General features: G+C 64.4%; 18 protein-coding genes. 16 read left to right on the forward strand and 2 right to left on the reverse strand.

Going from position 1 to position 24,537, the window contains the following annotated elements; translation table 11 throughout:
• Positions 1-467 precede the first annotated feature (467 nt).
• Positions 468-4,865 carry a hypothetical protein gene (locus AB0J88_RS39405; protein ID WP_364362000.1) on the forward strand — a complete coding sequence of 1,466 codons (4,398 nt, stop codon included), beginning with the start codon at positions 468-470 and terminating at the stop codon, positions 4,863-4,865.
• A gap of 354 nt (positions 4,866-5,219) precedes the next feature.
• On the opposite strand, the gene AB0J88_RS39410 is transcribed toward AB0J88_RS39405, so the two are convergent.
• Both AB0J88_RS39410 and AB0J88_RS39415 read right to left on the reverse strand, forming a co-directional pair.
• On the reverse strand, positions 5,220-6,320 hold the full coding sequence (locus tag AB0J88_RS39410) for a hypothetical protein (RefSeq protein ID WP_364362002.1): 1,101 nt from the start codon (positions 6,318-6,320) through the stop codon (positions 5,220-5,222).
• A 121-nt stretch (positions 6,321-6,441) separates the two neighbouring features.
• Complete coding sequence (locus AB0J88_RS39415) at positions 6,442-7,218, reverse strand: hypothetical protein (RefSeq protein ID WP_364362004.1); 777 nt, start codon at positions 7,216-7,218, stop codon at positions 6,442-6,444.
• A 277-nt stretch (positions 7,219-7,495) separates the two neighbouring features.
• On the opposite strand from AB0J88_RS39415, the gene AB0J88_RS39420 reads away from it, so the two are divergent.
• The 15 genes from AB0J88_RS39420 (at position 7,496) to AB0J88_RS39490 (ending at position 24,529) form a co-directional block, all read left to right on the forward strand.
• The gene (locus AB0J88_RS39420; RefSeq protein ID WP_364362006.1) at positions 7,496-8,155 is read left to right on the forward strand and encodes a recombinase family protein; all 660 of its coding nucleotides are present in this window, start codon (positions 7,496-7,498) and stop codon (positions 8,153-8,155) included.
• Entirely contained in the window at positions 8,152-8,697 is a 546-nt protein-coding gene (locus AB0J88_RS39425; RefSeq protein ID WP_364362050.1) for a recombinase family protein, read from the forward strand. The genes AB0J88_RS39420 and AB0J88_RS39425 overlap by 4 nt, the downstream gene beginning before the upstream one ends.
• Positions 8,694-8,954, forward strand: a complete 261-nt coding sequence (locus AB0J88_RS39430; RefSeq protein WP_364362008.1) for a hypothetical protein — start codon at positions 8,694-8,696, stop codon at positions 8,952-8,954. The genes AB0J88_RS39425 and AB0J88_RS39430 overlap by 4 nt, the downstream gene beginning before the upstream one ends.
• A gap of 358 nt (positions 8,955-9,312) precedes the next feature.
• The gene (locus tag AB0J88_RS39435) at positions 9,313-9,987 is read left to right on the forward strand and encodes a hypothetical protein (protein WP_364362010.1); all 675 of its coding nucleotides are present in this window, start codon (positions 9,313-9,315) and stop codon (positions 9,985-9,987) included.
• Positions 9,978-10,925: a hypothetical protein gene (locus AB0J88_RS39440; protein ID WP_364362012.1), complete on the forward strand. Its 948-nt coding sequence runs from the start codon at positions 9,978-9,980 to the stop codon at positions 10,923-10,925. Before AB0J88_RS39435 ends, AB0J88_RS39440 begins: the two co-directional genes overlap by 10 nt.
• Positions 10,926-11,061: 136 nt before the next feature.
• On the forward strand, positions 11,062-11,196 hold the full coding sequence (locus AB0J88_RS39445) for a hypothetical protein (RefSeq protein WP_364362014.1): 135 nt from the start codon (positions 11,062-11,064) through the stop codon (positions 11,194-11,196).
• A gap of 470 nt (positions 11,197-11,666) precedes the next feature.
• The gene (locus AB0J88_RS39450) at positions 11,667-12,200 is read left to right on the forward strand and encodes a hypothetical protein (protein WP_364362016.1); all 534 of its coding nucleotides are present in this window, start codon (positions 11,667-11,669) and stop codon (positions 12,198-12,200) included.
• Between the two features lie 118 nt (positions 12,201-12,318).
• A complete protein-coding gene (locus tag AB0J88_RS39455; RefSeq protein WP_364362018.1) occupies positions 12,319-13,386 on the forward strand; it encodes a hypothetical protein in 1,068 nt (355 codons plus the stop codon).
• A 305-nt stretch (positions 13,387-13,691) separates the two neighbouring features.
• Positions 13,692-15,191, forward strand: coding sequence for a recombinase family protein (locus AB0J88_RS39460; RefSeq protein ID WP_364362020.1), 1,500 nt, complete (start codon positions 13,692-13,694; stop codon positions 15,189-15,191).
• 209 nt (positions 15,192-15,400) lie between these two features.
• Positions 15,401-15,601: a hypothetical protein gene (locus AB0J88_RS39465; RefSeq protein ID WP_364362022.1), complete on the forward strand. Its 201-nt coding sequence runs from the start codon at positions 15,401-15,403 to the stop codon at positions 15,599-15,601.
• Positions 15,602-15,717: 116 nt separating this feature from the next.
• A complete protein-coding gene (locus tag AB0J88_RS39470) occupies positions 15,718-17,271 on the forward strand; it encodes a class I SAM-dependent DNA methyltransferase (protein ID WP_364362052.1) in 1,554 nt (517 codons plus the stop codon).
• Entirely contained in the window at positions 17,259-17,933 is a 675-nt protein-coding gene (locus AB0J88_RS39475) for a restriction endonuclease subunit S (protein WP_364362024.1), read from the forward strand. Before AB0J88_RS39470 ends, AB0J88_RS39475 begins: the two co-directional genes overlap by 13 nt.
• A 481-nt stretch (positions 17,934-18,414) precedes the next feature.
• Positions 18,415-20,160, forward strand: a complete 1,746-nt coding sequence (locus AB0J88_RS39480) for a class I SAM-dependent DNA methyltransferase (RefSeq protein WP_364362026.1) — start codon at positions 18,415-18,417, stop codon at positions 20,158-20,160.
• Entirely contained in the window at positions 20,157-21,398 is a 1,242-nt protein-coding gene (locus AB0J88_RS39485) for a restriction endonuclease subunit S (protein WP_364362028.1), read from the forward strand. The genes AB0J88_RS39480 and AB0J88_RS39485 overlap by 4 nt, the downstream gene beginning before the upstream one ends.
• Positions 21,398-24,529 (forward strand): type I restriction endonuclease, encoded by a 3,132-nt coding sequence (locus tag AB0J88_RS39490; protein WP_364362030.1) that lies wholly within the window; start codon positions 21,398-21,400, stop codon positions 24,527-24,529. Before AB0J88_RS39485 ends, AB0J88_RS39490 begins: the two co-directional genes overlap by 1 nt.
• Positions 24,530-24,537: the final 8 nt, after the last annotated feature.

Consider the following 24,537-nt stretch of genomic DNA (forward strand, 5'->3'; position numbering starts at 1 on the left):
GCCTCAGCACAATCAACGCGTCATCCACGTCCGCACTTTGGCACTCGGGTACGACATCCCAACTGTCAAACTATTTCAGACACGCGACACTAGACCAGGAAGATCGCAATGCGTTCGGCCCCAAAGGCGCTCTTCGCCAAGGAGTCTCTCCTCGGCAGGGGACTCCTTGGCGAATCGAGGCGCGTGGCTAGCGTCCCTGGCTCAGCCAATTGAACAGCCAGCTGACACTCGCACTGACTGCTCCCGCGAGGATGCCGCGGATCGCGGCGGCGAGCAACAGGCGCCGTCGGGGTGTGGGGTCGTCGGTCGAGTCCATCGTGGCTCCCCTGTGTCGAAGGATCGGATGCTGACCGGCCGGTCAAGATGAATCATGCGACGCACGGGGAGTGCTCCGTCCGGGTGCCGATGAGTGCCTGTTCGCTCGGTGGATTGGCAGGTCACGACGGTGTGCCGGATGCTGGGTGCCGATGAGTGACGATGAGCGCCGACAGCGAACGCCGCTGGACCGATCACGGTCGTCGCAGCGGAGGATCTCAGCACCAGACCTTCCCGAAGGTCCTCTCCGCACGTTCAAGGTCACCCTGTACGCCCTGTACCTGGAGGCGGGCGGCCCCCGCGTGGCCGATTTGGAACGCACGATCAGCGAGCTGGCCTCGGATTTGGCCCGCTACCTGTACTACGACGAGGAAAATCTTGCCGCGCACGAGGTCGCCGTCGACGCGGTGCTCGGCTCGCCCGCCCCGAGGCGGGACACCATAGCCGCGATCATCGGCGGCGGCACATTGCCGGGAACCGAGGACGACGCAGTGGCGGTGGCGTTGGCGCTGGCTCTGTTGGCGGGCCGGTTCGAGGCAGGGTCACAGAGCCGCGAACTCGCCCCGCTCGCGGCCCAGATCCGCCACCTATGGTTAGCGGCGCAGCTCGCCCCACCTGAGAATCTCCGCCCGCGAGGGGTAGAAACGACGACCGGGAACGCTGCCCCAGCATCGCTGCGGTCCTACCGCCAGCAGGCCGCGTGGATCGCGCCGCCGGACCTCGTCGGGCGCGATGCCGAGCTGGCAGAACTCTCAGCATTCTGCACTGATGACGGTCGCCCGTCGTACGCGTGGTGGATGGGACCCCCGTGGTCCGGCAAGTCAGCGCTGATGTCGACTTTCGTGATTCGCGTGGCACCCGAACAGATCGGTAGATTCTCGCTTCTGTCGTTCTTCGTGACGGGCCGCCTGGCTGATCAGGACACCCGGGATGCGCTGGTTGACTCGGTTCTCCGGCAGCTCGGTGACCTACTAGGCCGGGATGTGCCGCCGTTGGCCAGCAAGCCGCCTCGGGAAGCGCTACTCCACGAGTGGATCGAGGAGGCTGCCGGCGAATGCGACGGCCGCGGCGAGCGCCTGATACTCGTCGTCGACGGTCTTGACGAGGACCGAACAGCGGCTGCAGACCACACTGGGCAGAGCATTGCGGCCTTCCTCCCGCTACACCCTGCTGCCGGACTGCGCGTCCTCGTCAGCAGCAGAGACAGCTACGTTCTTCCCGACGACGTTCCGGCCTCGCACCCTCTGCGCGCCACCGCGAGTATCCGTCGGCTCGCGCCGTCACCGTACGTGGCGGACATCGAGAGACTTGCGAGGCGGGAGCTGAGGCAGCTTGCCGCTGGCCCGGATCTCGGCCGGGACATCCTCGGCCTTCTCCTCGCCGCGCGCGGAGCGCTAACCCTGCGCGACCTGACGGAGCTCACTGGCTCAGCGCCCGGCCGGATCATGGCCACATTCGAGGTGGTGATCGGCCGAGCGTTCCGCCAGCGGACCGGTGATTCGCCGTCCTACCTCCTCGGCCACCAGGAGCTGCAGAACGCCGGCGAGGCTTTTCTCGGCGAACATCTGCTCGATACCTACCGGGACCGTCTGCGCGAATGGAACCGACAGTACGCCGCTAATGCCTGGCCGCCGGACACCCCCGAATACCTTCTGCACGGTTACCCGTCGATGCTTTCCCGCGCGGGGGATGTCGCCGGCCTGGTCGAGTGCGCGGTCGACCGGACCCGGCACGACTGGGCGCTGGACCTGATCGGCGGCGACGTGGTGGCCCTCGACGAGGTGACCAACGCTCTGCAGGCCGTTGCGGGACAGGTGCGCCCGGATCTGCTGGCCGCGTTCCGGCTGGCGGTCCGCCGAGAGGAGCTTCTCGACCGGAACACCCGCGTCCCGGCCGGACTTCCGAACCTGTGGGTGCAGCTCGGCTTCCCAACACGCGCGGAGAATCTCGTGCGGTCGATCACTTACCCCTATTGGCGCGCAGAAGCTTTGGTGGCGCTCATCGGTTCACTTGTGCGGGCGGGCTGGGTGGATCAAGCGAAGGCAGTGGCCGACTCCATGCCGGCCCCCCGCAGCCCGTTCGACGACTCCTTAGAGCAGGCGAGGCTCGCCATGGGCGAGGCGCAGTCGGAGGCAGGACGGATCACGGAGGCGACCGCTGTCGCGGCCTCGCTGACGAGCCATTACCACCGGGATCAGCTGTACGCCAACATCACTGCCAATCTCGCTGAGCAAGGTCGGACGGCGGAGGCGCACAGTGTTGCGAGACGCATCGTCACTCAAGACGACAGAACGTGGGCGCAGCTGTCAATCGTGGCAGCTCTCGTGAATTCCGAACGGTTCTCAGAGGCGGAGGCGGCCGCACAACAAATCGATGATCCCGCCGGACAGGTCGAGGCGTTCTTGCTGCTCGCGCCCGCGGCAGCCCGCGCGGGGCAGTACGAAATCGCGATCCGGACGGCGACCGACCTGCCTCCGGTCAGCCACGCGGTGGGGTCCTGGCTGCGTCGACCCCTGCTCGCAGTGATCGAGGCGTTGCCCGCCGGGGGACGATCGGTAGAGGCGGAGGCGCTCGCGTCCAGTCTGACCGGGACAGGCTCGGACCAAGCGGCGAAGCTCGCCCTCGTACGCGGGCTCGCGGCGGCCGGTAACTGCACCCACGCTCTTCAGATCAGCCGCGTGATCCGGCCCGGACCGGAGCGCGCAGAGGCCCTGTTGTCGGTGGCCGAATGCCACGGCGCCGCCGAGCGGCCGGGCTTGGCGCTGCGGGTGATCAGCGTTGTACGGATGATGGCTCGATCGTGGCCAGACCCAGAGGCGAGGGCCCCGGTTCTGGTCAGCGCCGCCGTTACCGTATTGCGCGTTGGTTCGCCAGAACAGTTCCGCGCGGCTGCGCCGGAAGCCGAAGCCTCTGCAGGTTCGATGCGGCCGACGATCTATCGAGATGAGGCGCTTGCCCAGCTGGCCGACGCATGGGCGTCTACCGACGACTTCGAGCAGGCACTGCGGATCGTTCAATCGATGTTGAGCTCGTCCGCGCAGGTGGACGCCTTCGGCGTCGTCGCCGGCAGGATGGCGCGCTCCGGTCATTTCGCTGCTGCGAAGCAGGTCTGCAGAACGATGCCTACATTCGACGAGGCACGGCTGTTCAAGGCCTTCACGGCGGTCGCCTCAAGCCTGGCGGAGGCTGGCGAAATCGAACAGGCCCAAGAGCTGATGGAGACCTTGCCGACCGTAAACGCACGCGCCGACGGTCTCGTCGCCTTGGCCCAGCATCTCGCGCACGCAGGTCGGACGACGGCTGCGATAGCCCTGGCAAAGCGGGCACGTGCCCTGGCCAACGGGTCGACGCCGTCGGCCAAGCACCTGGTCATCGTGGCCCGGGCACTTGCCCGTTCAGGCCGTCCGGGCAAGGCCCTCGAAGTCGCGCGGTACGTGGCATCCCTAGCCGCGTCCACTGGACACACTTACGACCTACAGGCCGCAGCAATGGCCGCAGCACATGTCATGACGGACCTCGGAGAACGTGCGGGGGCGCTGGCTCTTGTGCAACAGATCATGGACCGCCAGTCCGACTACTCGAAAACCGAAATCCTTAAGGTTCTGGCCGGGCTGGACGAACTCTCCCGGGCGCTGCCCCTCATCGGCGATGAGCCGTACTGGCGCCGGGAGTACGCGACGGCGGAGATTGCCGGCGCGGTGCGCAACCGCCAGATCGAGCAGGCCGAGAGACTGGTCGCGGCGGCGGAGAACCCGAGCGTCCGAGCCCGAGGGCTACTGCTTCTCGCCGACGCCTTCCTCCGTCAGAATCGGGCCGATCGGGCACAGAAGGCAATCGCTCAGGCCCTGGTTCTCGCACCGGCGGTCGACGACCCATATGAGGCGGCGGATCTCTTCGCCCTCTTGGCCAATGCCTTCGGCAGGTCCGGTGATCGCCCGCAGGCGCTCCGCATGATTAAGCGAGCGTGGGCCACGGTGGGATCGATTGGATATCCGGTGGCCGAGTCTCGCCTCCTGACCGGCCTGGCCGAGACGGCATCCACGATTGGCGAAGCAGAGACTGTCGAGGCGCTAGCCGCAGACGCCGCCGCGGCAGCGCGTCTGATCCCAGAGGAGTATCGCGGCATGGGGCCGGAGACCTACGTCGCGATTGGGCGCGGCATCGAAGGCGAGCACCTGGCCGGCGTCGTGGCGGTGCTGGCTCGCGCCGACAGATTCGTTGCGGCGGAAGCAGTCCTGGAAACGATCCCGCTTGATGACGACAAAGCAAAGGCAACGGCCGAACTGGCACGGGGGCATGCCGCGTTTGGGCGCTACGCACAGGCGAACGCACTGGCCGCCACCATCACGGACGAGCAAGCGCGGGCGTACGCCTTCGGGATCATCGCACAGTCGATGCTCGACAATGGACATCCGGACCATGCCCGGCACGCAATTGCCCAGTCGCTGATCGCCGGACACTGGTCGATCTCCGTCGACGTGGCCACGGCGCTCGACGACCGCGTCGCGGACGAGGCCTACCGGGCGACGGGTCTTCCTGATCAGGCGTGACTTTCGGTGTACTCCGGCAGGACCTCATCGGTGGAAGAGCCGTAGCGTCGCTGGCCACCGCCGCCCCGCACACCGTTGCTTTCCAGGCGCCGATTGATCCGCGCTAGCGGACCTGTCGACCCCGCAGCCGCAAGCGGTACACGGCGCGACAGGGCAAGCGCCGGCGGCCGCCGAATTCAATGGCGATGCCTTGTGTCCGGCTCCGGATAGTCGATCTACTCCGACCCCGGCTTAACCATTCGCGAGCCACCGAGATGCTGCGCCTCCCGATCCAGGTTTCTTGGTGAGAACTGGCCACCCGCAATCTGTCGCCGCGCCGTCCGCGCATGCATGTGTTCGCGCAACTGGGCCGGCTCAGAGTACCGTGATCCGTACCGAGTACGAAGGTGCTTGCCCGGGGATGACGCGGTACCCGATTTCCTGGATCTGCCGATCATCGGCGAACAGCGCTACGTCGTCGAGGCTGGGGAGGTGAGCCGTGTCGAGATTCGGTGAGACCCGCTTGCCCTGCAGCACGTCGGCGATGCCGCCGAGGAAGTTTGTGGCGTCGCCAGGTGGTTGCGCCGCCGGCGAGCAGATCGTGACGTCAAGGGCAACGTCCTCTTTCGTCGTCACCCAGTTCGCCTCTGTGGCGGCTGCGGTCGCGGCGGAGAGAAGGCTCTCGACTCGGTTGCGCTGCGGATGCCGAGCCGCGAACAGAGACGTCGCTTCGTTCTTGAGCGGCGGCCAGTCGGCCACGTTGAACATGATCGTGGTCTGGCGACCAACCGCGGGCCGAGCTCGCTCGGCCTTCCAGATGGCACGGTCCACCATCCATGGAGTCACGGGCCGATGCAGGCGCATCGTCAACGTCTCGGCCGCTCGTTCCACGAGGTTGCGGGCCTCGACTGGGGTTACGTAGCAGCCGTGCCGGTCGAGCCATCTCAGGATCATTCGATCTGGCTTGATCAGGTGGTCGGAACCGCACAACATCCACAGATAGCCTCGTCGAACGCCGAACTTGCCTTCACCTCGCACGGCGGCCAGAGCCTGGTCGACCTCGTCCCAACGCTCTCGGTCCTCCATCATGACCGCGGCTGAAGCGAGGTCGGGCACTTGGTGTTCGACGAGTATGTCGGCGTAGAGCAGCACGGCTTCAGCCTTGAGGATCCCACTGCGGCTGGAAGTGCGCTGGTCGTTGGTGTCGTATCGGAGCGCTTCGGTGCTCGGATAACGCTCGAGCAGGGCTGACAGCGGCAGTGGGTCCGGTGGCAAGGGCTCTGACGGATCGATTACCGGCCTCTGATCGCCGTTTCGTTCGGCCACCCGCCGGACGAGCGGCTTCACCACGTCGTCGTAACGGTTGGCGATCGACCAGACAGCGTCAATCACGCAGTACGAAAGACTTCGCCACCGCTCTTTGCGCGGCGACGGTTCCATCGCGGCCAAGGCGTCGATCACAGTGTCGAAGGACATGCTGCGAAGGGTGCCCGATCATTGGCGCGGTCGGCATCACCCATCCGGGTCGCACGTTCAGCTCGGCCACAACGCACGCCTTCGGCGACGTAGCTTTCATGCGGTGCTGGGACGCAGACCGCTATTGCGTGAGCGCCTGCCGGAGAAGGGCGGTCTCGGCCGCGCTGGGTGGGCCTGCGCTCCCGGAATGCCACTCAACGACAAGACGCTGTCCAGAGGGAAGATCAAACGTGCGGACCGCCCGGCTTTCGACGCCCGAGCCGTAGCAGCGGCCGCCGGCGCCCAGGGAATCGGTTTGCCGCAGGCCCAGGCTCAGCGCCAGCGCTTGCCACGGGCGTCCGAACGCAAAGACGTCAGGCACATCCAGGTCAGCTAACGGCTGCCACACGAAGGTGTCGATGACACCAGACGGCGGGGTCATGGATGCCGTCACCGATGTCGAGTGCCACGGGTACAGCTCCATGACCAGCAGGCCACTCCAGTCCACTGCCGGGTCATTCAACCAGTTCCGAGCGAAGCCCACGCGAGCGCGATGAAACCGGTTCGGACCCATCTCGGCGTCCCACTCACCGCCGTGGTACGGGCCGCTGCGGCTCCAGGCACTGAACGAACCAAGCGACGCGATCTGCTTCGCGAAGATCCCATCGCGGGACTGAAACGAACGTCGGTAGGCGCCAGGGTTGAGCCCAAGCACCACCATCCGTGGCGCCTGTTGAACGCCACGAAGGTCGCCGATATAGGGCTCTGGGAACCCCTCACGAGTCGAGGCGCCAACACCTTTGCCCGCGTAGCAGCTGTACCAAGACGGCAGAGGATCCGGCATCGGATCGTCACCGGCGAGCCAGGCATCGACGTGCTGGTCCCAGAAATCAGCGATCTGCTGCCGGTTCGACGACATGGGCCAGACGCTATCGAGGTCGAGTCCCTGGCACTAGGGCTCGGGTGCGGCCGCGGCCAGGTTGGCCCTGCACACGCCCAACCAGCCCGGCGCGCTGTCCGCGGCTCCTATCTGGCTGTCCGGCCACCCAAGCGAGGCGATGCTACCGCCGCGGCTTGCCACGCCCTAGCGTTCGGCACCGGAGCCGGACACCTTGAAGTGTGAGATCGCGACCCAACCGGGCGGACGGCGCAGCCGGATACTGACACGCGAGCCGCGGCGGCCGATGGTTAGAAACATGACACCGTCCATAGCTGCCGGACTCGGATTCGCCTTCTACGGGCGTGTTTCCACGGGAGACAACCAGGACCCCGAAGCCTCACGCGCGTGGCAAAGAGGACGTGCCGAGGACCTGGTTGCCCCGTCAGGTGGAAGCATCCTGGACGAGTACTTCGATGTCGCTGTGTCCCGATCTCTGCCGTGGAGTCGAAGGCCGGCGGCCAGCCGGCTTTTGGAGGCGATCAGGAGCTCATGCAGACCGTGGAGCGCGGTGGTGATCGGTGAGCCGCAGCGCGCCTTCTACGGTAGTCAGTTCAGCATGACGTTCCCGATGCTCGTGCACTACGGCGTGCAGCTCTGGGTGCCCGAGATCGGCGGACCGGTAGACCCTGGCAGCGACGCCCACGACCTGGTCATGGCGCTCTACGGCGGGATGAGCAAGGGCGAACGCAGCCGTGGTCGTTTGCGTGTCCGCTCCGCGATGGCCGCCCAGACGCGAACCGAGGGTCGCTACCTCGGTGGCCGCCCGCCCTACGGCTACCGGATCGCGGACGCCGGCCGCATCCCAACCCCGCCCGAGCAGCCGACGGGCGCAGGCTGCACCGCCTCGAGCCCGATCCCGACACCGCACCGACCGTCGGACGGATCTTCTTCGAGTACCTCGCCGGCCGCGGCCTGACCGCCATCGCTCGAGGACTGACGCTCGATGGCATTTCCTGCCCTTCCGCCCACGACCGTGCCCGCAACCCGCATCGCGACGGAACGGAATGGCAGATCACTGCGGTTCGGGCGATCCTGACTAACCCGCGCTACACCGGCCGCCAGGTCTGGAACCGCCAACGCGGTGACGACGTCCTCTTGGACGTCGACGACGTCGCCGCCGGCTACACCACCGTCCACCGCTGGAACCGCCCCGACGACTGGATCTGGTCCACCGGCCAAGCGCATCCGCCCCTCGTCGACACGAACACCTTCAACCGTGTCCAGAACACCCTGCGCACCCGCGGCGCCGTCGGCGACACCGGCAAGGCCCCACGACGCAGCAGCCGGCCCTACCTGTTCCGCGGCCTGCTCACCTGCGGTCTCTGCCACCGCCGGATGAACGCCGGCGTCCACCACGGCCACATCTACTACCGCTGCGTCGCCACCGACCTTGCCGACCCCCGGCGGACCACCCGCCCACCGTCTATCTGCGGCAGGACGCTCTTACCGCCCCCGTGACCGCGTTCCTCCGACAAACGGGGCAAGCGGTCGACGGGTTTGGCGTGCACCCAACGCCGGGCGAGACGGCGTCTGCGGCAGGTGAAACGGAGCTCGCCGCGGCGGCACGCCAATCGGACGCCTACGCCCGACTTGGACTGCGCCTGACCTATCACTGGGACCGAGACACGGTCATCCTTCAGGTTGCGGCGCCGCCAGCGATCGGCGCTGCGGCCGCGCCGCCCGCGGAGCTTCTGGCCGAGTACGTCGTCGGCTAGCGGCGGACGTGCGGACCGTGAGGGCGAGTGACACCCACATAATTGTTCTTGCGTTGCGCGTTGGGCGTTGGAGGGCCTGTCAACGAACATTCGGAGAGCTGAACGTAGGGCGGTGGGCCGGCGGGTGGCCTTCAGCGCGGCGGGTTGTGAACTGGCCCTACGCTAATGATCTAACGTCCGACCCCCATCGGGGCCCTTCCTGTCCGGGCATGCATACTCAGGACCATCATCCGCACGAGCGAGGCTGTATCCCTACCGAGAAATCGGGCGGTCGGCGATGGCGAATAAGAAAGCCAAGCGGGACTGGACGTTAGCAACCCGGGTTGCCACACTATCGCCCAGCAGACAATCGCGGAAGATGATCTTCCCGATCATCGTTGCGCTGGGTTCGGTACTCGCGGTCTTGGCATGGCTCGCGTTTTGGGCGCTAAAGGGGGATTTGCGCGTCTTCCCTCCAATCACGAACGCTCCGCCCACGTCGTGGGTTTCGCTGGATGAGGTGAGCGGCCCAATCGGCTTGCGCGAGTACACCTGTAACTCGGGCACGCAGGATGAACCCGGCGACGCCTGGACGAGGAGGGTGCCGATCTACGCCGATGGCGCATTGTTTCGTATCGAGACCGAACTTTGGTCGGAGAAGGCGCTAGCAGAAGAATCCGAAGTGACTTTCTCGTTCATCCGCCTTCTACAGTCAGCAGACGAAAATGCCGCACTCTCCGGATGCAGTGCCGTTGCTCGTCCGTTGCGGTCCGTTTCGCCGGCTGCTTCGCCCGGCACCGCGCCACCGTCTGGGTCTCCACGGGAGGAGCCAGTCGCGGCAGTTCTTAATCCACAGGCTGCGGCCTCACCACTTAAATTCAAGATCCGGCAGCTTGGTCCACAACACTGGAGTGGTTCATTGGTCTTCGGGCTGCGCGCGCCAGAGGGGGGACCCTCCATCTGGAGGGTCGAAGCCTCTGTGGAGTTCGGATACGCATGTCGTTCATGCGACGGCTTCATCGATCGCGAGTCGCTCGAGGTGTCATGGAGATGACGGCATCTACGTCACAGGAACAACACGACGGACGGCAGCCCGGCGGACGCACGCTGGAGATCCTCACATCAGTCGCAGCGCAGGGAGCGGCACTTGGAGCGGTCCTCTACTTCTACGGTTTCGCGCGGACGCAAAGCCTATACCGCTACCTCGGTGTCGATATGACCTTGCTGTCCATGTCACCACCCGACCTGATGCTTCGCAGCCTAAACGCATTGGTGATACCAGCAGTACTCCTGGCAATCGCCACTATCGCCGGCCGCCTCGTTATGGCGGCTAGCTCGGTGGCCACGGGGAAGTTCCGACACACTGCCGACGCGGCATTGGCGGTCTGCGGCGTGGCTGGACTGACGTTGGCCCTTGCCGGTAGGTGGCTCAGCAGCCCTGAAACCCGGCTAATTCCAGTGTGGACCGTCGTTGGTATTACCATGGTGCTCGGCACCATCACCGGCTGGCTCTTCCGGGTCGCAGAGAAGGGCTCACAAGACATCCAGCTTGACGACCGTGCAAGCCGAGCGCAATCCCTCCACGACCGGCTTCGAAGCACGGCACGGACCACTTTGGTTGCAACCGCGGTTTTCGTTCTGCTCACGGTGGGAGCATTCGCTGAGCTCAACGGCCAGCAGGACGCCGACGCGCTACAACGCGGCCTGAAGGATGCACCGAAAATCACGCTTTACGCTGACAAGGATCTGGCCATACCAGTAAAGCCCGGCGGATCCGCCAGCGCGGACCGGTACGGTTTTGCGTACGAGAACCTGCGCCTGATCATACGGGCAAATGGCCGCTACTTCCTGGTTACGCCCGCGTGGACGCGTGGTCAACCGGTGTTCGTTGTCAATGACGACGAACATGTTCGGCTCGATATCAATGCTTCGCCGCGGCCGGCCGTTCCTCCGTCAATCACCAGCCCAGTCCAGTCGACTCCCGACCGCTGAAACGGTGGGTAGCAAGACCTGCCTGAACGTCGATCGACGGTCCCTCCGCCCACAGTGTCGAGCGAGCCAGATTCGCTGGATAGCCAGACCGAACGAAACGCCGACGCGGCGCGCCTGAAGGAGGCCTACGCGTGCCGTGTGGCACTACCTGACCCACCACCCCGACCGAGACACCCTGATCCTCCGCCGTGCCGCCGTGCCGACCCCGCCGGCGGCGGCCGGCGGCCCAACCATGGAGTCGACGGCCTGGCAGGCCGAGTTCGTCGGCTGACGCCGGGTTCAGGCCCGGCCAGCGAAGGCGAGGAGCACCCACATAACTGTCCTTATGGTGAATCTGATGGCTGCTGTGGCGCCGCGGCAAGACCAGCACAGTGCTGGACACGACCGCTGCTTGTCAACGGTCAGCGGTGACCAGGGACGGTCCGGAGCTGAGAGGAGAGCAGCAGTCGCAACGCGCCGCAGTCCACGACGAGCCGAACATCCTCTCGACTCACCATTCAGTGATACACGACGATGCCATCATCCCTAACTCCGCGATCACGCCAATGTGCGCGCACACGCACCGCGCTCGTCCGCGGGCGCTCGGACACGCTCGCCGACATCGCGGCGAGTGCGAGGCGCGCCGACCCGCACGCTGGAGTATCTGAGCGCGGGGTTCCTCCAGGGGCTGCACCATCGTCGTCCGCAGCCGTCCATCGAGGCCAGAGGCTCGCTTGCGGGGACGACGTAGCCTGCTAGTTCGTGGCGAAAAATCGATCGAAGGAAGCCGCTAAGCCAGCAGGTGCGCCCGACTCGGGGTATGCGCGCCGAAACATGATCGTTTCAGTGATCTCGCTTGTTGTGAGCGTCGTCGTTGGCGTATCGGGCGTGATCTACGCCGCCTTGGATAGGAAGGACAGGGATAGGCAGAGGCGAGATGATCGGACAATTGCTATGTACGAACGGTACTACGACGGCGTCCGGGAATACCATTCCCAGACTGGAGCGTGGAAGGAGTGTGAGTGGCGAAACGAACAGGATCGCTCAAGCGAGATTGAGGCAGAATGCAGGACGTTGGCAATTCAAATGTCACAAAGCGACAAGGACGCGGCCGACTTGCGCGACGACGTGATAGAGGCCGGCCCAGAAGTGATCGATAAGGCAGCAATGCATGTATACGAGGCTGCCTTATCGTTCCGCCGAGACGGGAACGATGCCGCTACCCTGCCCGCGTACCAGGAAGCACTCGGCGCCTATCGTCGCGCCATGAATGAGCAGATTCGGCTGCTCCGCTGAAATTCCGCCCTCATGGAGACCGATGTGGCGCTGCTCGAGTCGCTGAGGAGTGGTGGGGAGGCGGCCAGGTGCACGAAATGGGATGTACTGGGCCGCCGCAACCTGCCAGGCTGCCACAATGATAGATCTGCTGCGAGCGACCGCGGGCCTGGTGCTGCGCGGCATACTGCCGTATCCGGACCTGATCCGCCGAACTCGCGTCCGTCGAAAGGCACGGAACCTCGTGTTGGGTAGGCCCTTTCCACGCGATGACGAGGTCACTGGCCTGGATATGGCGAGGCTGGCCCTGTTGAGGGTTCTCGACCTCCAGCGCCAGACTCGTCGTGCCGTGCGTGGACGCCACCGCGAGGCGGCCGCCCAACTCGCGCGGACATCGATGGAGACGGTCATCCTTGGCATCTGGTGTCTTCGGGAGCCTGATGCGATCACCATCCTTCGCGGGGCACAGCTACGGTCAGCCAAGTCGACCTTGGCCTCGCTCCTCGAAATGACCGACCTGTTCCCGAAGGCAGTCCTGGATCAGGCAGTTGACGCGCTCGGGCCCGAATCACAGCCGCCGCAGATACGACGTATGGCCGAGGCCATAGATCAAGCTACTGGGGGAGGCATCGAGGCCGAGTTCTACCGCCGGCTCTATCTGCCACTATCAACGTTCTTCGTCCACGCCAACGCCTGGTCGCTGTCGAGGTACATCGGTACTGCCTCGCGCTTTCGGACCAGCCCGACGGTGCCGTGGGCGCGCCGTTCTCCGGTCCGATTGGCGGATACGTGCGCAGGCATCATGGCTGTCGCGGTGGCTCACGAATCGGCCGTTCCGACTCAACTGTTGGAGAACTACGCGCTCGATCACGGTCGGCGAGTGCTCCCACCTCTGGCGGTTCTGGTCGCCAAGCGTGGCGGCCGTTCCTTCGATGCCGGTGCGCTTGTTCGACTCGTGCGTGACGCGACAGCGGTCAAGCGATATCTAGCCGGTCCAGGCCGGTTTGACGCCAGAGACGTCCGAGAGAAGCGGGTTCGGGCGATCTTCGAGAGAGTTTTCGAAGATCCAGACCTACCACGCGCAGCTTTGTCGCCGGTGGTCGATCACGTTGTCGCGATGATCCTTGAGGCGTACGAGAACCCCGGTCACACCGCGAGCGAGAGGGGAAGCCGCGACCCTCAGGATGTTGACCCCTCCGGCACCTGAGTTGGCTAAGCTTGAACTGCCGACTGGGGCACCGGTCGACGCATTCGCTCTCCCTTCGCGACCTGAAGCCTCCCGCATCGCACACTGGCAATTCCCACGCGCTCAGCCAGCGGGACAGACTGGTCCTGGCTCCTTCGAGTGTCTCGCCAACGAAGCCAGAGCCTTGTCGCCGATGACGGGCGCCGACGCTCAGCTCGCACACCTGACAGACGCGAATCACCGTTGCGAGTGACATAAACTCCCTGCCCGGGCACAGTTGTCGGTCGGGTGCTGACACAAACGGCGGCGCATCTGATCGTTGAAACATGCAACCACGTGCCGGTGCGGGCCTACTGTTTGCCTTCTACGGCCGGGTCTCCACCGAGGACCATCAAGACCCGACCGCCTCGTGCGCGTGGCAGCTGGCGCGCGCCCGTGATCTAGTCACGCCGACCGCAGGGAGAATCGTCACCGAGTACATCGACGTCGGGATCTCCCGGTCACTGCCGTGGAGGCGACGCCCACGAGCAAGCCAGTTCCTGGCCGCAATCAAGAGCCTGGACCGATCGTTCGGCGCGGTGGTGATCGGAGAGCCACAGCGTGCCTTCTACGGCGACCAGTTCAGCATGACCTTCCCCATCCTGGTCCACTACGGCGTCGAACTCGGGGTCCCAGAGATGGGCGGACCGGTCGGCCCGGGGAGCGATGCACACGACCTGGTCATGGCGCTCTATGGCGGCATGAGTAAAGGCGAACGGAACCGCGTCCGCACACGAGTCCGCGCCGCGATGACCGCCCAGACGCGCACGGAGGGTCGTTACCTAGGGGGCCGCCCGCCCTACGGCTACCGAATCGCCGATGCCGGACCGCCCCCAAAGCCGGCTCGGGCCGGCGACGGCCGCCGACTGCACCGTCTCGAGCCCGACCCAGACGTCGCGGTCGCGCGGATCTTCGCCGAGTACCTCGAGGGGCGTGGCCTGACCGCGATCGGCCGTGGGCTGACGCTCGACGGCATCGCATGCCCGTCGGCGCACGACCGGGACCGCAACCCGCATCGCCGCGGAACTACCTGGCAGATCAGTGCCGTTCGAGCAATCCTGACCAACCCGCGCTACACGGGCCGCCAGGTCTGGAATCGTCAGCGGGGCGACGACGTCCTGCTCGACGTCGATGACGTCGCCGCGGGCTACACCACCGTTCACCGCTGGAACCACCCTGACGACTGGGTTTGGTCGACCGGCCAGGCCCACGAGGCCCTCGTCGACCCGGAAACCTTTGCCCGCGTCCAGGACGCACTCCGTACTCGCGGCACCGTTGGCGACACCGGTAAGGCCCCGCGACGCAGTACCCGGCCCTACCTCTTCCGAGGCCTGATCACCTGCGGACTCTGCCACCGCCGGATGAACGCCGGCGTCCACCACGGTCACATCTACTACCGCTGCGTCGCCCGCGACCTCCCCGAGCCTCCCGCGGACCACCCACCCACCGTCTACCTGCGGCAAGACGCCCTCACCGCGCCCGTGACCGCATTCCTCCGCCAGACGGCGCATTCCGCCGAAGCGCGAGTCGAGTCCATCGCGTCGGTCGAGATGGGTCCACCCGAAGACCAGACGGAGCTCGTTACCGCGGCGCGCCACGCGGAGGCCTACGCCCGGCGCGGGCTACGCCTGACTTACCACTGGGACCGGGACACCGTGATCCTTCACCTCGTTGTCCCGCCGGATGCCGGCACCGCGACAGCAGGGCCTACGGTGCATCGGCCGAATTCGTGGTCGGCTGACGCAAAGCAACCAGCCGGCTCGCGAACGCGAGAGATGCCCACATAATTGGCCTTATGGTGTAGCGCGCGGGTGCATTCCGGGATCCGAAGCACTCACTGTGGGGTGACAGGCTGCGCGTACGCGTGTCACTCATCAATCGCCGGGGCCAACAACGAAACACTTGGACGCGTACTCGACGTACGCGGGCGACACTGCCGGTTGTGAGGCCATAGCGTTGAGCTCGCACGACGACGAGACTGTTCAAGGGAGACAGTATGGCAGCTGAACTGGCGCGAATTTTCAACGATCTGCCCGCAGTCAACATCCTGCTGGCGGCTCTGTCGCTGATTCTGTTCCTCGCATGGGTAGTTATCAGCAGGCAGCGGACCCGCCACTTGGCTGAGCTGATAGATGCGGTGAAGGGCAACAGCCGCCGTGGCTGTACCGCCGCTGCCCGCCGTCGGTCGGGTCAATGACGATGCCGCTCCTCGAAGGCCTGATGACCAGGGACGACTTGGCGCGAGCTACTGGCGTTACTCCCCAGACAATCAGCGTGTGGACTCGCCGGCACCATGACTTCCCTCGCGCCGTGATGCACGGATCGCAGTCACGCTTTCCGACTCAGGAGGTGGCGTTGTGGCTTGACAGCCGCAAGATCCCGCGGAACGCGTTGCTGTCAGGCGAACGCAGTGGAGCGACGTATGGGATGCGCTTCCGTCTTTCGGTTGGCCTACCCAGGTCGGGCGCGGTCGACGAACGACCAGACCGACAGCCGAAGGAACGACTCAACCAGGAGCTATGGATCCCGCTCGAGCAGCTGTTGCAGAAGACCACCGACCCGACAGTCTTTGAAGCTGTGGTTATGTCGCTGCTCTGTATTCGCGGAACCGACGCCCTTGGCTGGACGGAGTTGGCAATGTCCTCTTCCGCTACAATCCGCGAAACCCTCACCCGCGTACGGAGCCGGCAGCCAGCGAGGCTGGCCAACGCCACGGCAGCGTTGCAGGACCTACCCGGCACACCGTGGTGGTGCCACCACCTTGTCAAGCTCGTGTTCGTCATCGGCTCGGTACGGATACACCCTGCAGAAGCATTTGACTATCTGATTGACCGGTTCGCACAGGAGCGGCACCACAGCCGCGACGAATATCTCCTACCTGCGGAGTTAGCCGGGTTGATGGTCGAGATGCTCGATCCTAAGGCTGGAACGCGCGTGCACGACCCTTGCTGCGGCGCCGGTGGCATGCTGGTCGCCACAGCGAACCACGTCGGTGGTGACAGCTCGGAGATCTCGACAGTTATAACCGGCCGGGCGGCGACGACGCGGACTTGGCGCATGGCCAACATCAACATCGCGTTACGCGACATGCAGGTCGATCTCGGCGATGGGCCAGCCGCAGATCCTCAAGAAGTTGATGCCGGCGCTGGTCCTTTCGATACGGTGCTGCTCAACCCACCTTTCGGTATGAGAGCCTGGCACACTCCAACCACACGCCACCCGCAGTCGTGGCCCTACGGCGAACCATCCCCGCACGATCCAGCTTTCGCCTGGGTGCAGAGCGTGCTCGAGGCGCTGGCGCCGGCTGGTCGAGCCGCCGTTGTCATGCCTAGTCAGGCCACCTTCGCAAGGACCGGTCGAGAGCACACGATTCGACGGAATTTAGTCGAAGGCGGCGTCGTCCGTTGTGTAGTCGGCCTCCCTGACCAGCTATTTCGCGAAACGACAGTTCCGGTGACGATTTGGTTTCTGTCGCATCCTGACCACAGCTTCGGCGACGAGGTCTTGCTGATAGACGCCCGTTCGGCTGCCCGCCGGGAAAGGCCGACCCACCGAATGCTGAGCCACCGCGGCCGCCGCGCGATCCTCGATGCCTACCGTTACTGGGTGAACGGCGCAGGGCGCCTCCCCACGACAGTCGGCGACGTACGGTCTGCCGTGGTGCCGGTAACTAGTATTCGAGACCATGGCTACGACCTCCAGGCAGCGACATACCTCGACCAACATCGAGCCGCCGCAGCCAGCAACCTGACAGACGAACAACTCCGAACCCTGCCGAGACAAATATCCAGACTGGACTTGGAAGCTCGGACGGCCGACTCGGCTCTAGAGCGGCGGCTTAGGGAGCTGACGCCGTGGACACGTTGATCGGCGAGGTTCCGGACGCCTGGAGCGCACGACGCTTAGAGGACTGCTGTGAAGTTCAGTCGGGTCCATCCGGCTCCGTGCTCACGCGCTCGGAGAACGTCACAGGCGGCGTCCCAGTAGTGAAGGCTGGCGACGTCGGTCCGGACGGCATCGCTCTCGACCCCAGCGCAAGCATCGGCCCCGCAACTGCCGAACGGCTGCGAAAGTATCGCCTCGAATCAGGTGACATCGTCCTAGTACGCATCGGGCAGACGAGCCGGCACGCGTTGGCGACGGACGAACACCGCGGCTGGCTGTTGGGCAGCTCCTGTATTCGCGTACGCGTGCTTCGCGACGTCCTCCCTGCATATCTCTCGTGTTACCTGACTCACCCAGCGGTCAAGGAATGGCTCGCGGGCAACACCAACCGAGGTGTGCTCCCAACAGTGAACACGAGCAAGATAGGCAGCCTTCCACTCGTCCTTCCGCCACTTGCCGTCCAAGAATCAGTGGTTGAGGTCGCCAAACTCATCGATGCGAAGATCCGCGCACATCGAAAGGTTGTCGAGGCAACAGGTATGCTCCGCGACCTGCTGCTCCCGCGGTTGATCGCGGGTGTTCCGATGGCGCTTACGCCCAGTTGCGACGACTCCATCGAGAATCAGCGCCATCTCGAGGCGTAAGTCAGTACGGGCGGATGGGCTGGCGCCCGGCCGTTCAAGTTGCGCGGTCTCGAGCAGGCGTTACACACCCATAGTCTGGGCCTATGGCGTATCAGTCTCGTCGGCGTGGCCGAGCCACCGAGCATCCGATGCGCCGCCAACTTGGACGGCCGCGTACTGAGGCCGTTCTCTTGCCATAGCCGTTGTCGTAGCCAGTACGGGACCGCAGGAGTCTCCGAAAGGCTGGCCGTCGCGTCTTGCGCGAGTGGCGCAACCAGGGTCTGGCCGAGAGGACGATCACGGCGGGACGCCGGCTGCGACAGACTCGACGAGCTGGTCTCTGCTGCCGGACGCGCGGCAAGCGGGGTGTTGTGATGCGCGATGATGTTCTTACGGCGCATCGGTTGCTGCAGACCGTGCGTTGCCGCCTGCTCGGACGGCACGCACTGACTCGCACTGGGCGTCCAGCATCTGTCGTCGAGTGATCCACCTAAGGAGCCTTGTGAGCGCCCTCGGTAGTTTCATATGGTCGATCGCCGACCAGCTTCGGGGCCCCTACCGCCCCAACCAGTACGGCAACGTGATCCTCCCGCTCACAATTCTGCGACGCCTCGACTGCATCCTTGAGTCCGATCGGGAAACGGTGCGCACGCTGGCGGTGAAGTACGACAACCCCAACCGGCTCAAGATCGAGATCAAGAAGGCGACCGGTCGGCCGTTCTACAACACCTCGAACTACTCCTTCGCCAACCTGCTGACTGACGCCGATGGGCTAGCGGACAACCTGGCCGACTACATCGACCGGTTCTCCCCCGACGTCGATGTGTTCCAGTACTTCGACTTCAAGAAGGAGATTCTTGCCCTCGAGAAAGCGGAGCTCCTGCGGCAGGTCATCACGTCCTTCAAGGCGATCGACTTGCATCCGGACGTCGTCTCCAACGCCGACATGGGCGATGCGTTCGAGTACATCATCCGGAAGTTCAACGAGGCTGCGAACGAGACCTCCGGCGACCACTACACCCCGCGCGACGCTATCCGGCTGCTGGTCGACCTGCTCTTCGCCGAGAAGGACGCCGACCTGACCGAGGCCGACATCATCCGCACGCTGTACGACCCCACCGCGGGCACCGGCGGTATGCTCGCCCTGGCCGAGGAACACCTGCTCGCACAGAACCCCGACGCGAAGCTGAGCCTGTACGGACAGGAGTACAACCCTCAGTCGTACGCGATCTGCAAGTCCGACCTGCTGGCCAGAGGCCACGACGCGACCAACATCGCTTTCGGCAACACGCTCACGGACGATGCGTTCAAGGGCCGCCAGTTCGACTTCTGCATGTCCAACCCGCCCTATGGCGTCGACTGGAAGCAGTACGCCAAGAAGGTCACCGCCGAACGCGACTCCGCTGGCCCCTACGGCCGATTCGCTCCCGGCCTCCCGTCGACCTCGGACGGGCAGATGCTCTTCCTACTCCATCTCTCCCACAAAATGCGGGCGCCTGAGGACGGCGGCGGGCGGGCTGGGATCGTGATGAACGGCTCGCCGCTCTTCAACGGCGCTGCCGAGTCCGGTCCCTCCAACATCCGCAAATGGTTGCTGGAGAACGACCTGGTCGATGCGATCGTCGCGTTGCCGACCAACATGTTCTTCAACACCGGCATCGCTACCTACATCTGGATCCTGGACAACACCAAGCACCCCCACCGCAAGGGCATGGTCCAGCTCATCGACGGTTCGTCGTTCTGGACGAAGATGCGCAAGAACCTCGGGTCAAAGGGCCGCGAGATCAGCGACGCCGACCGCGTCAGAGTTGTGACGTTGTACTCCGACTTCACCGAGGCCGACCCTGACTACTCGAAGGTGCTGCGCAACGACGAGTTCGGCTACTGGACCATCACTCTCGAACGCCCTCTCCTCGACGAATCCGGCATACCTGTAGTCGATCGCAACGGCAAGCCTAAACCGGATACGAAGAAGCGCGACACCGAGAACGTCCCCTTCACGTACGGCGGCTCGACGGCCGGCACGGCCAGCAAGGTCGAGGTCGTTCAGGCGTACTTCAACGCCGAGGTGAAGCCTCATGTCCCCGACGCCTGGATTGACTGGACAAAGGTCAAAACCGGTTACGATATCCCCTTCAACCGCCACTTCTATAAGTACGTGCCACCCCGGCGTCTTTCAGAAATCGACGCAGACCTAGAGAAGCAGGTCGCCAAGATCCTCGATCTGCTTCGTGAGGTCGAGGGATGACCGCGGGATACACCGAGTACGTCGACTCGGGCGTGCCGTGGCTTGGCGCTGTTCCCGCAGGCTGGACGATGAGGCCACTTTGGTCGATGTTCGAGCGCCTCAAGGACATAGGGCATCCCGATGAACGAATGCTGTCGGTTTTCCGAGACTACGGTGTCGTTGCGAAGGACTCTAGGGACAACATCAACAAGACAGCCGAGAACCGGAACATTTATCAGCTCGTCCACCCTGGATGGCTGGTCACGAACCGTATGAAGGCATGGCAAGGGTCGGTCGGCATCTCCAGCCTGCGAGGGATTGTTTCGGGACACTACATCTGCTTCGCTCCTCGGCACGATGCAGACTCTCGCTACCTGAATTGGCTCTTCCGGAGCCCCGCCTACGCGACGGGCTACGCGTTGCAGTCTCGGGGCGTGAGGATCGGCCAAGCCGAGATCGATAACGATCTGTATCGGGTAATGCCTGTTCTCCTTCCGCCGATTGAGGAGCAGCGCGCCATTGCTGACTACCTCGACCGCGAGACGGCCCAGATCGACACCCTCATCGAGGAGCAGCGGCGCCTGATCGAGATGCTCCGCGACCGTCGCGCGGATCTGATCTCACATACGGTCCTGGACGCAACCTCGGAGAGAACTCGGCTTCGGCGACTCGTCGATGTCATTGACTGTGCCCATGTGACCGCAGAGTTCGTCGACGACGATCAGCGCTACCCGGTGGCGAGCATCCGCGAATGCCAGGCTGCGACCGTTGATCTCTCAGCTTGCAACTACACGACAGCTGAGTTTTTCGAACATCTTAGAGCCGCTGGTCGTGCGCCGCGTGCCGGAGATCTTCTGTTTATTCGGAACGTTTCCGTTGGGTTGGTGTCGGTGGTCGCACCTGGCCTGCCCGAGTTCGCGATTGGCCAAGAGACGGTTTTGCTCCGCCGGAAGAGCGACGTTCACCCGACCTTCCTGCGCTATGCATTGGTGGGAGCTGAGGCGCGGCACGCGATTGAGGCTGCGATGATTGGCAGCACCTTCAGGAGGATCAATGTCTCTGCTATCCGTTCACTGCCGGTGCCCACTCCACCGATCGATGAGCAGCACCGGATCGCGACGTATCTTGACCAACAGACCGCCAAGATCGACGAGTTGATCGCTGAGACCGAGCGGTTCATCGATTTGGTCCGTGAGCGCCGGGCGGCGCTGATCACGGCTGTTGTTACGGGTCAGTTCGACGTGCGGGAGATTGCGTGATGGCCGATCACAACGAGGTCGTTTTCGAGTCAGAGATCTGCGAGTATCTGGCCGACCACGGTTGGCTCTACTCGGTGAACGATACCGGCTACGACCGCGAGCGTGCACTTTTCCCCGATGACCTGTTCGCCTGGCTGGAGGAGACCCAGCAGGCGGCATACGCGAAAGCGGTGAAGGCTGCGGGCTCGAAGGCGAAGTTCCTCGACGTGCTGACCACGGCGCTCGATAAGCCTCTGGAACATGGTGGCGGGACGCTGGCCATCCTGCGAAACGGGGTTCATTACATCAGCGGTGGACGGTTGAAGATGGCGCAGTTCCGCCCCGAGACCAGCATGAACGCGACCACCAACGAGCAGTACGCAGCGACGCGGGTGCGCGTGGTGCGGCAGGTGCACTTCTCCACCGCCGACCAGCGCAGCATCGACTTGGTATTTTTCGTGAACGGGCTCCCAGTCGCCACCGTCGAGCTGAAGACCGACTTCACCCAGTCCCTCGACGAGGCGATCGATCAGTACCGCAAAGGCCGCCAACCCCTGACCAAGGGACGGCTGGAGCCGCTGTTGTCGTTCGGGCACCGGGCGCTGGTCCACTTCGCGGTCTCTAACGATCTGGCCGCGATGACGACCCGGCTTGAGGGCGAGAAGACGTATTTTCTGCCGTTCAACATGGGTCACGAGAGCGGCGCGGGGAATCCGCCGGGTGAGGGCGGCCGGTCGGCGACGGCGTACCTGTGGGAGCGGGTCTGGGAGAAGGACACCTGGCTCAACATCATCGGCCGGCTGATGATCGTCGAGACCAAGGAGGAGTGGGATGTCGCGACCGGGACGTCGGTGCGGCGTACGAGCATGCTTTTCCCTCGGTTCCATCAGTGGGAGGCCGTGACGAAGGCCGTGGCCGCAGTGCGCGCGGAGGGGGTGGGGCATCGGTACCTGATCGAGCACTCGGCAGGGTCGGGGAAGACGAACACCATCGCCTGGACCGCGCACCGGTTGGCGCGGCTGCACGTGAATGACGAGAAGGTCTTCGACTCCGTGATTGTGGTCGTGGACCGCAACGTCCTGGATGGGCAGCTCCAGGACGCGATCCGGCAGATCGACGGGTCGGGGAAGATCGTGGCCACGATCAGCCCGGAGGACGTGCGCAAGGCAGGCGCGAAGTCGAAGTCCGGCCTGCTGGCGACCGCGCTGAAGAACGGGGAGCTCATAATCGCGGTGACGGTGCAGACTTTCCCGTTCGCGCATGAGGAGATTCGGGCGGACTCGTCGCTGAAGGGACGACGGTTCGCGGTGATCGCCGATGAGGCGCACTCATCGCAGTCCGGACAGATCTCCTCCAAGCTCAAGGCCGTGTTAACTGCGGAGCAGGTCAAGGAGATCGAGGAGGGCGGTGAAGTCGATATCGAGGCGATTCTGGCCGCGGAGATGGCTGAGCGGGCCGACTCGGAGAACATCTCCTACTTCGCGTTCACCGCGACGCCGAAGAACAAGACTCTGGAGCTCTTCGGCCGTAAAGGTCCTGACGGGAAGCCGGTTGAGTTCCATCTCTACTCGATGCGGCAGGCGATCGAGGAGGGCTACATCCTCGACGTGCTCAGGGGCTACCAGTCCTACGACACCGCGCTGAAGATCGTCGGCAAGGCTGCGAGCGGCGACGGGGTGGTGGAGGAGGCCGCGGCTCGTAAGGGGCTGATGCGGTGGGTGAAGCTGCACCCGACCAACATCAGCCAAAAAGTGCAGATCATCGTCGAGCACTTCCACGTCAACGTCGCCCATTTGCTGGAGGGTAAGGCGAAGGCGATGGTCGTGACCGACTCGCGCAAGTCCGCAGTGAAGTACAAGAAGGCGATCGACGCCTACGTCGCCAAGCGGGCTGCGATTGACGACTCGTACAACTACCGCACTCTGGTCGCCTTCTCCGGCTCGGTGACGATGGCCGAGGACGAGGAGTGGGCTTCGGACTGGGGGCCGCAGCCGAGCAAGAATGACGATTTCACCGAAGCGAACCTGAACCCCGGCGCCGGCGGGGATCTGGCAGCCGCATTCAAGGGTACGACGTACAAGATCATGCTGGTTGCCAACAAGTTCCAGACTGGGTTCGACCAGCCGTTGCTCTCGGCGATGTACGTCGACAAGAAGCTATCCGGGGTCACTGCCGTGCAGACGCTGTCCCGGCTCAACCGCACCCACCGCACTGCGGGCGGGGAGCAGAAGCGCACCACGTTCGTTATCGACTTCGTGAACAAGCCCGAAGACATCCGCGCTGCTTTCGAGCCGTACTTCACCAACGCCACCCTTGAGACCGAGACCGACCCGTACGTCGTCGTCCATCTCGGCAACAAGCTCGCACAATCCGGGATCTACACGCCAGAGCACGTACGAGAGGTCGCCGAGCTGTGGATCACCCGGAAGGGCAACAACGCGCTGTCGGCAGCGATCGGGCCGGCCAAGAACAACTTCGCCCGCCGTTACGCGGCGGCGATCGAGGCCGACGACAAGGTCACCCTCAACACTCTCGATCTGTTCCGCAAGGACGTCTCCACATACGTCCGGCTCTACGACTTCATGAGTCAGATCGTCGACTACGGCGACCCCTACATGGAGATGCTGTCGATCTTCCTGCGGCTCCTGGAGAAGGTCATCGCAGACTCTTCATGGGCCGCGGAGGTCGACCTCTCCGACGTGGTCCTGGTAGGCGTCAAGCTCAGCAAAGGGACCGCGGTCGACATCTCGCTGACCGGTGACGGCGAGCTCAAGGGCATCGGCGCCGCAGGCACCGGCACCCAGAAGGAGCCCAAGTACGTCGCACTGCAGGTCGTCATCGACAAGATGAATGACCTCTTCGGCGCCGCGTCGTTCTCTGCGTCTCAGGTCCGCGAGTTCGTGCAGGGACTGGTGCAGCAGCTTCTCTCCTATCCGGACCTGGTCAACCAGGCCAAGGTGAACTCGAAGAAGCAGTTCATGGAATCGCAGGACTTCCTAACGGCTGTCACTGAGGCGGTCGTCGACAACCAGCAGGCCCACAACACCATGGCCGACTACTTCTTCAGCGACGGTCCCGCCATCAGCGCTGTCATCACGGCGCTCGCGGAAGCCTTCTACGAGGCAGCGGTCGACCCCGGGGCCGACGGGTGACCTTGCAA

Origin of the sequence: Asanoa sp. NPDC049475, assembly GCF_040676915.1 — a bacterium.
GTDB lineage: Bacteria > Actinomycetota > Actinomycetes > Mycobacteriales > Micromonosporaceae > Asanoa.

Bases quoted from the DNA above. Each gene is read 5' to 3' on its own strand.
- AB0J88_RS39490 (WP_364362030.1), top strand. From the start codon at position 21,398: ATGGCCGATCACAACGAGGTCGTTTTCGAGTCAGAGATCTGCGAGTAT.
- AB0J88_RS39440 (WP_364362012.1), top strand. From the start codon at position 9,978: ATGGAGATGACGGCATCTACGTCACAGGAACAACACGACGGACGGCAG.
- AB0J88_RS39435 (WP_364362010.1), top strand. From the start codon at position 9,313: ATGATCTTCCCGATCATCGTTGCGCTGGGTTCGGTACTCGCGGTCTTG.
- AB0J88_RS39420 (WP_364362006.1), top strand. From the start codon at position 7,496: ATGACACCGTCCATAGCTGCCGGACTCGGATTCGCCTTCTACGGGCGT.
- AB0J88_RS39405 (WP_364362000.1), top strand. From the start codon at position 468: ATGAGTGACGATGAGCGCCGACAGCGAACGCCGCTGGACCGATCACGG.
- AB0J88_RS39455 (WP_364362018.1), top strand. From the start codon at position 12,319: ATGATAGATCTGCTGCGAGCGACCGCGGGCCTGGTGCTGCGCGGCATA.
- AB0J88_RS39415 (WP_364362004.1), bottom strand. From the start codon at position 7,218: ATGTCGTCGAACCGGCAGCAGATCGCTGATTTCTGGGACCAGCACGTC.
- AB0J88_RS39460 (WP_364362020.1), top strand. From the start codon at position 13,692: ATGCAACCACGTGCCGGTGCGGGCCTACTGTTTGCCTTCTACGGCCGG.
- AB0J88_RS39470 (WP_364362052.1), top strand. From the start codon at position 15,718: ATGCACGGATCGCAGTCACGCTTTCCGACTCAGGAGGTGGCGTTGTGG.
- AB0J88_RS39410 (WP_364362002.1), bottom strand. From the start codon at position 6,320: ATGTCCTTCGACACTGTGATCGACGCCTTGGCCGCGATGGAACCGTCG.
- AB0J88_RS39485 (WP_364362028.1), top strand. From the start codon at position 20,157: ATGACCGCGGGATACACCGAGTACGTCGACTCGGGCGTGCCGTGGCTT.
- AB0J88_RS39465 (WP_364362022.1), top strand. From the start codon at position 15,401: ATGGCAGCTGAACTGGCGCGAATTTTCAACGATCTGCCCGCAGTCAAC.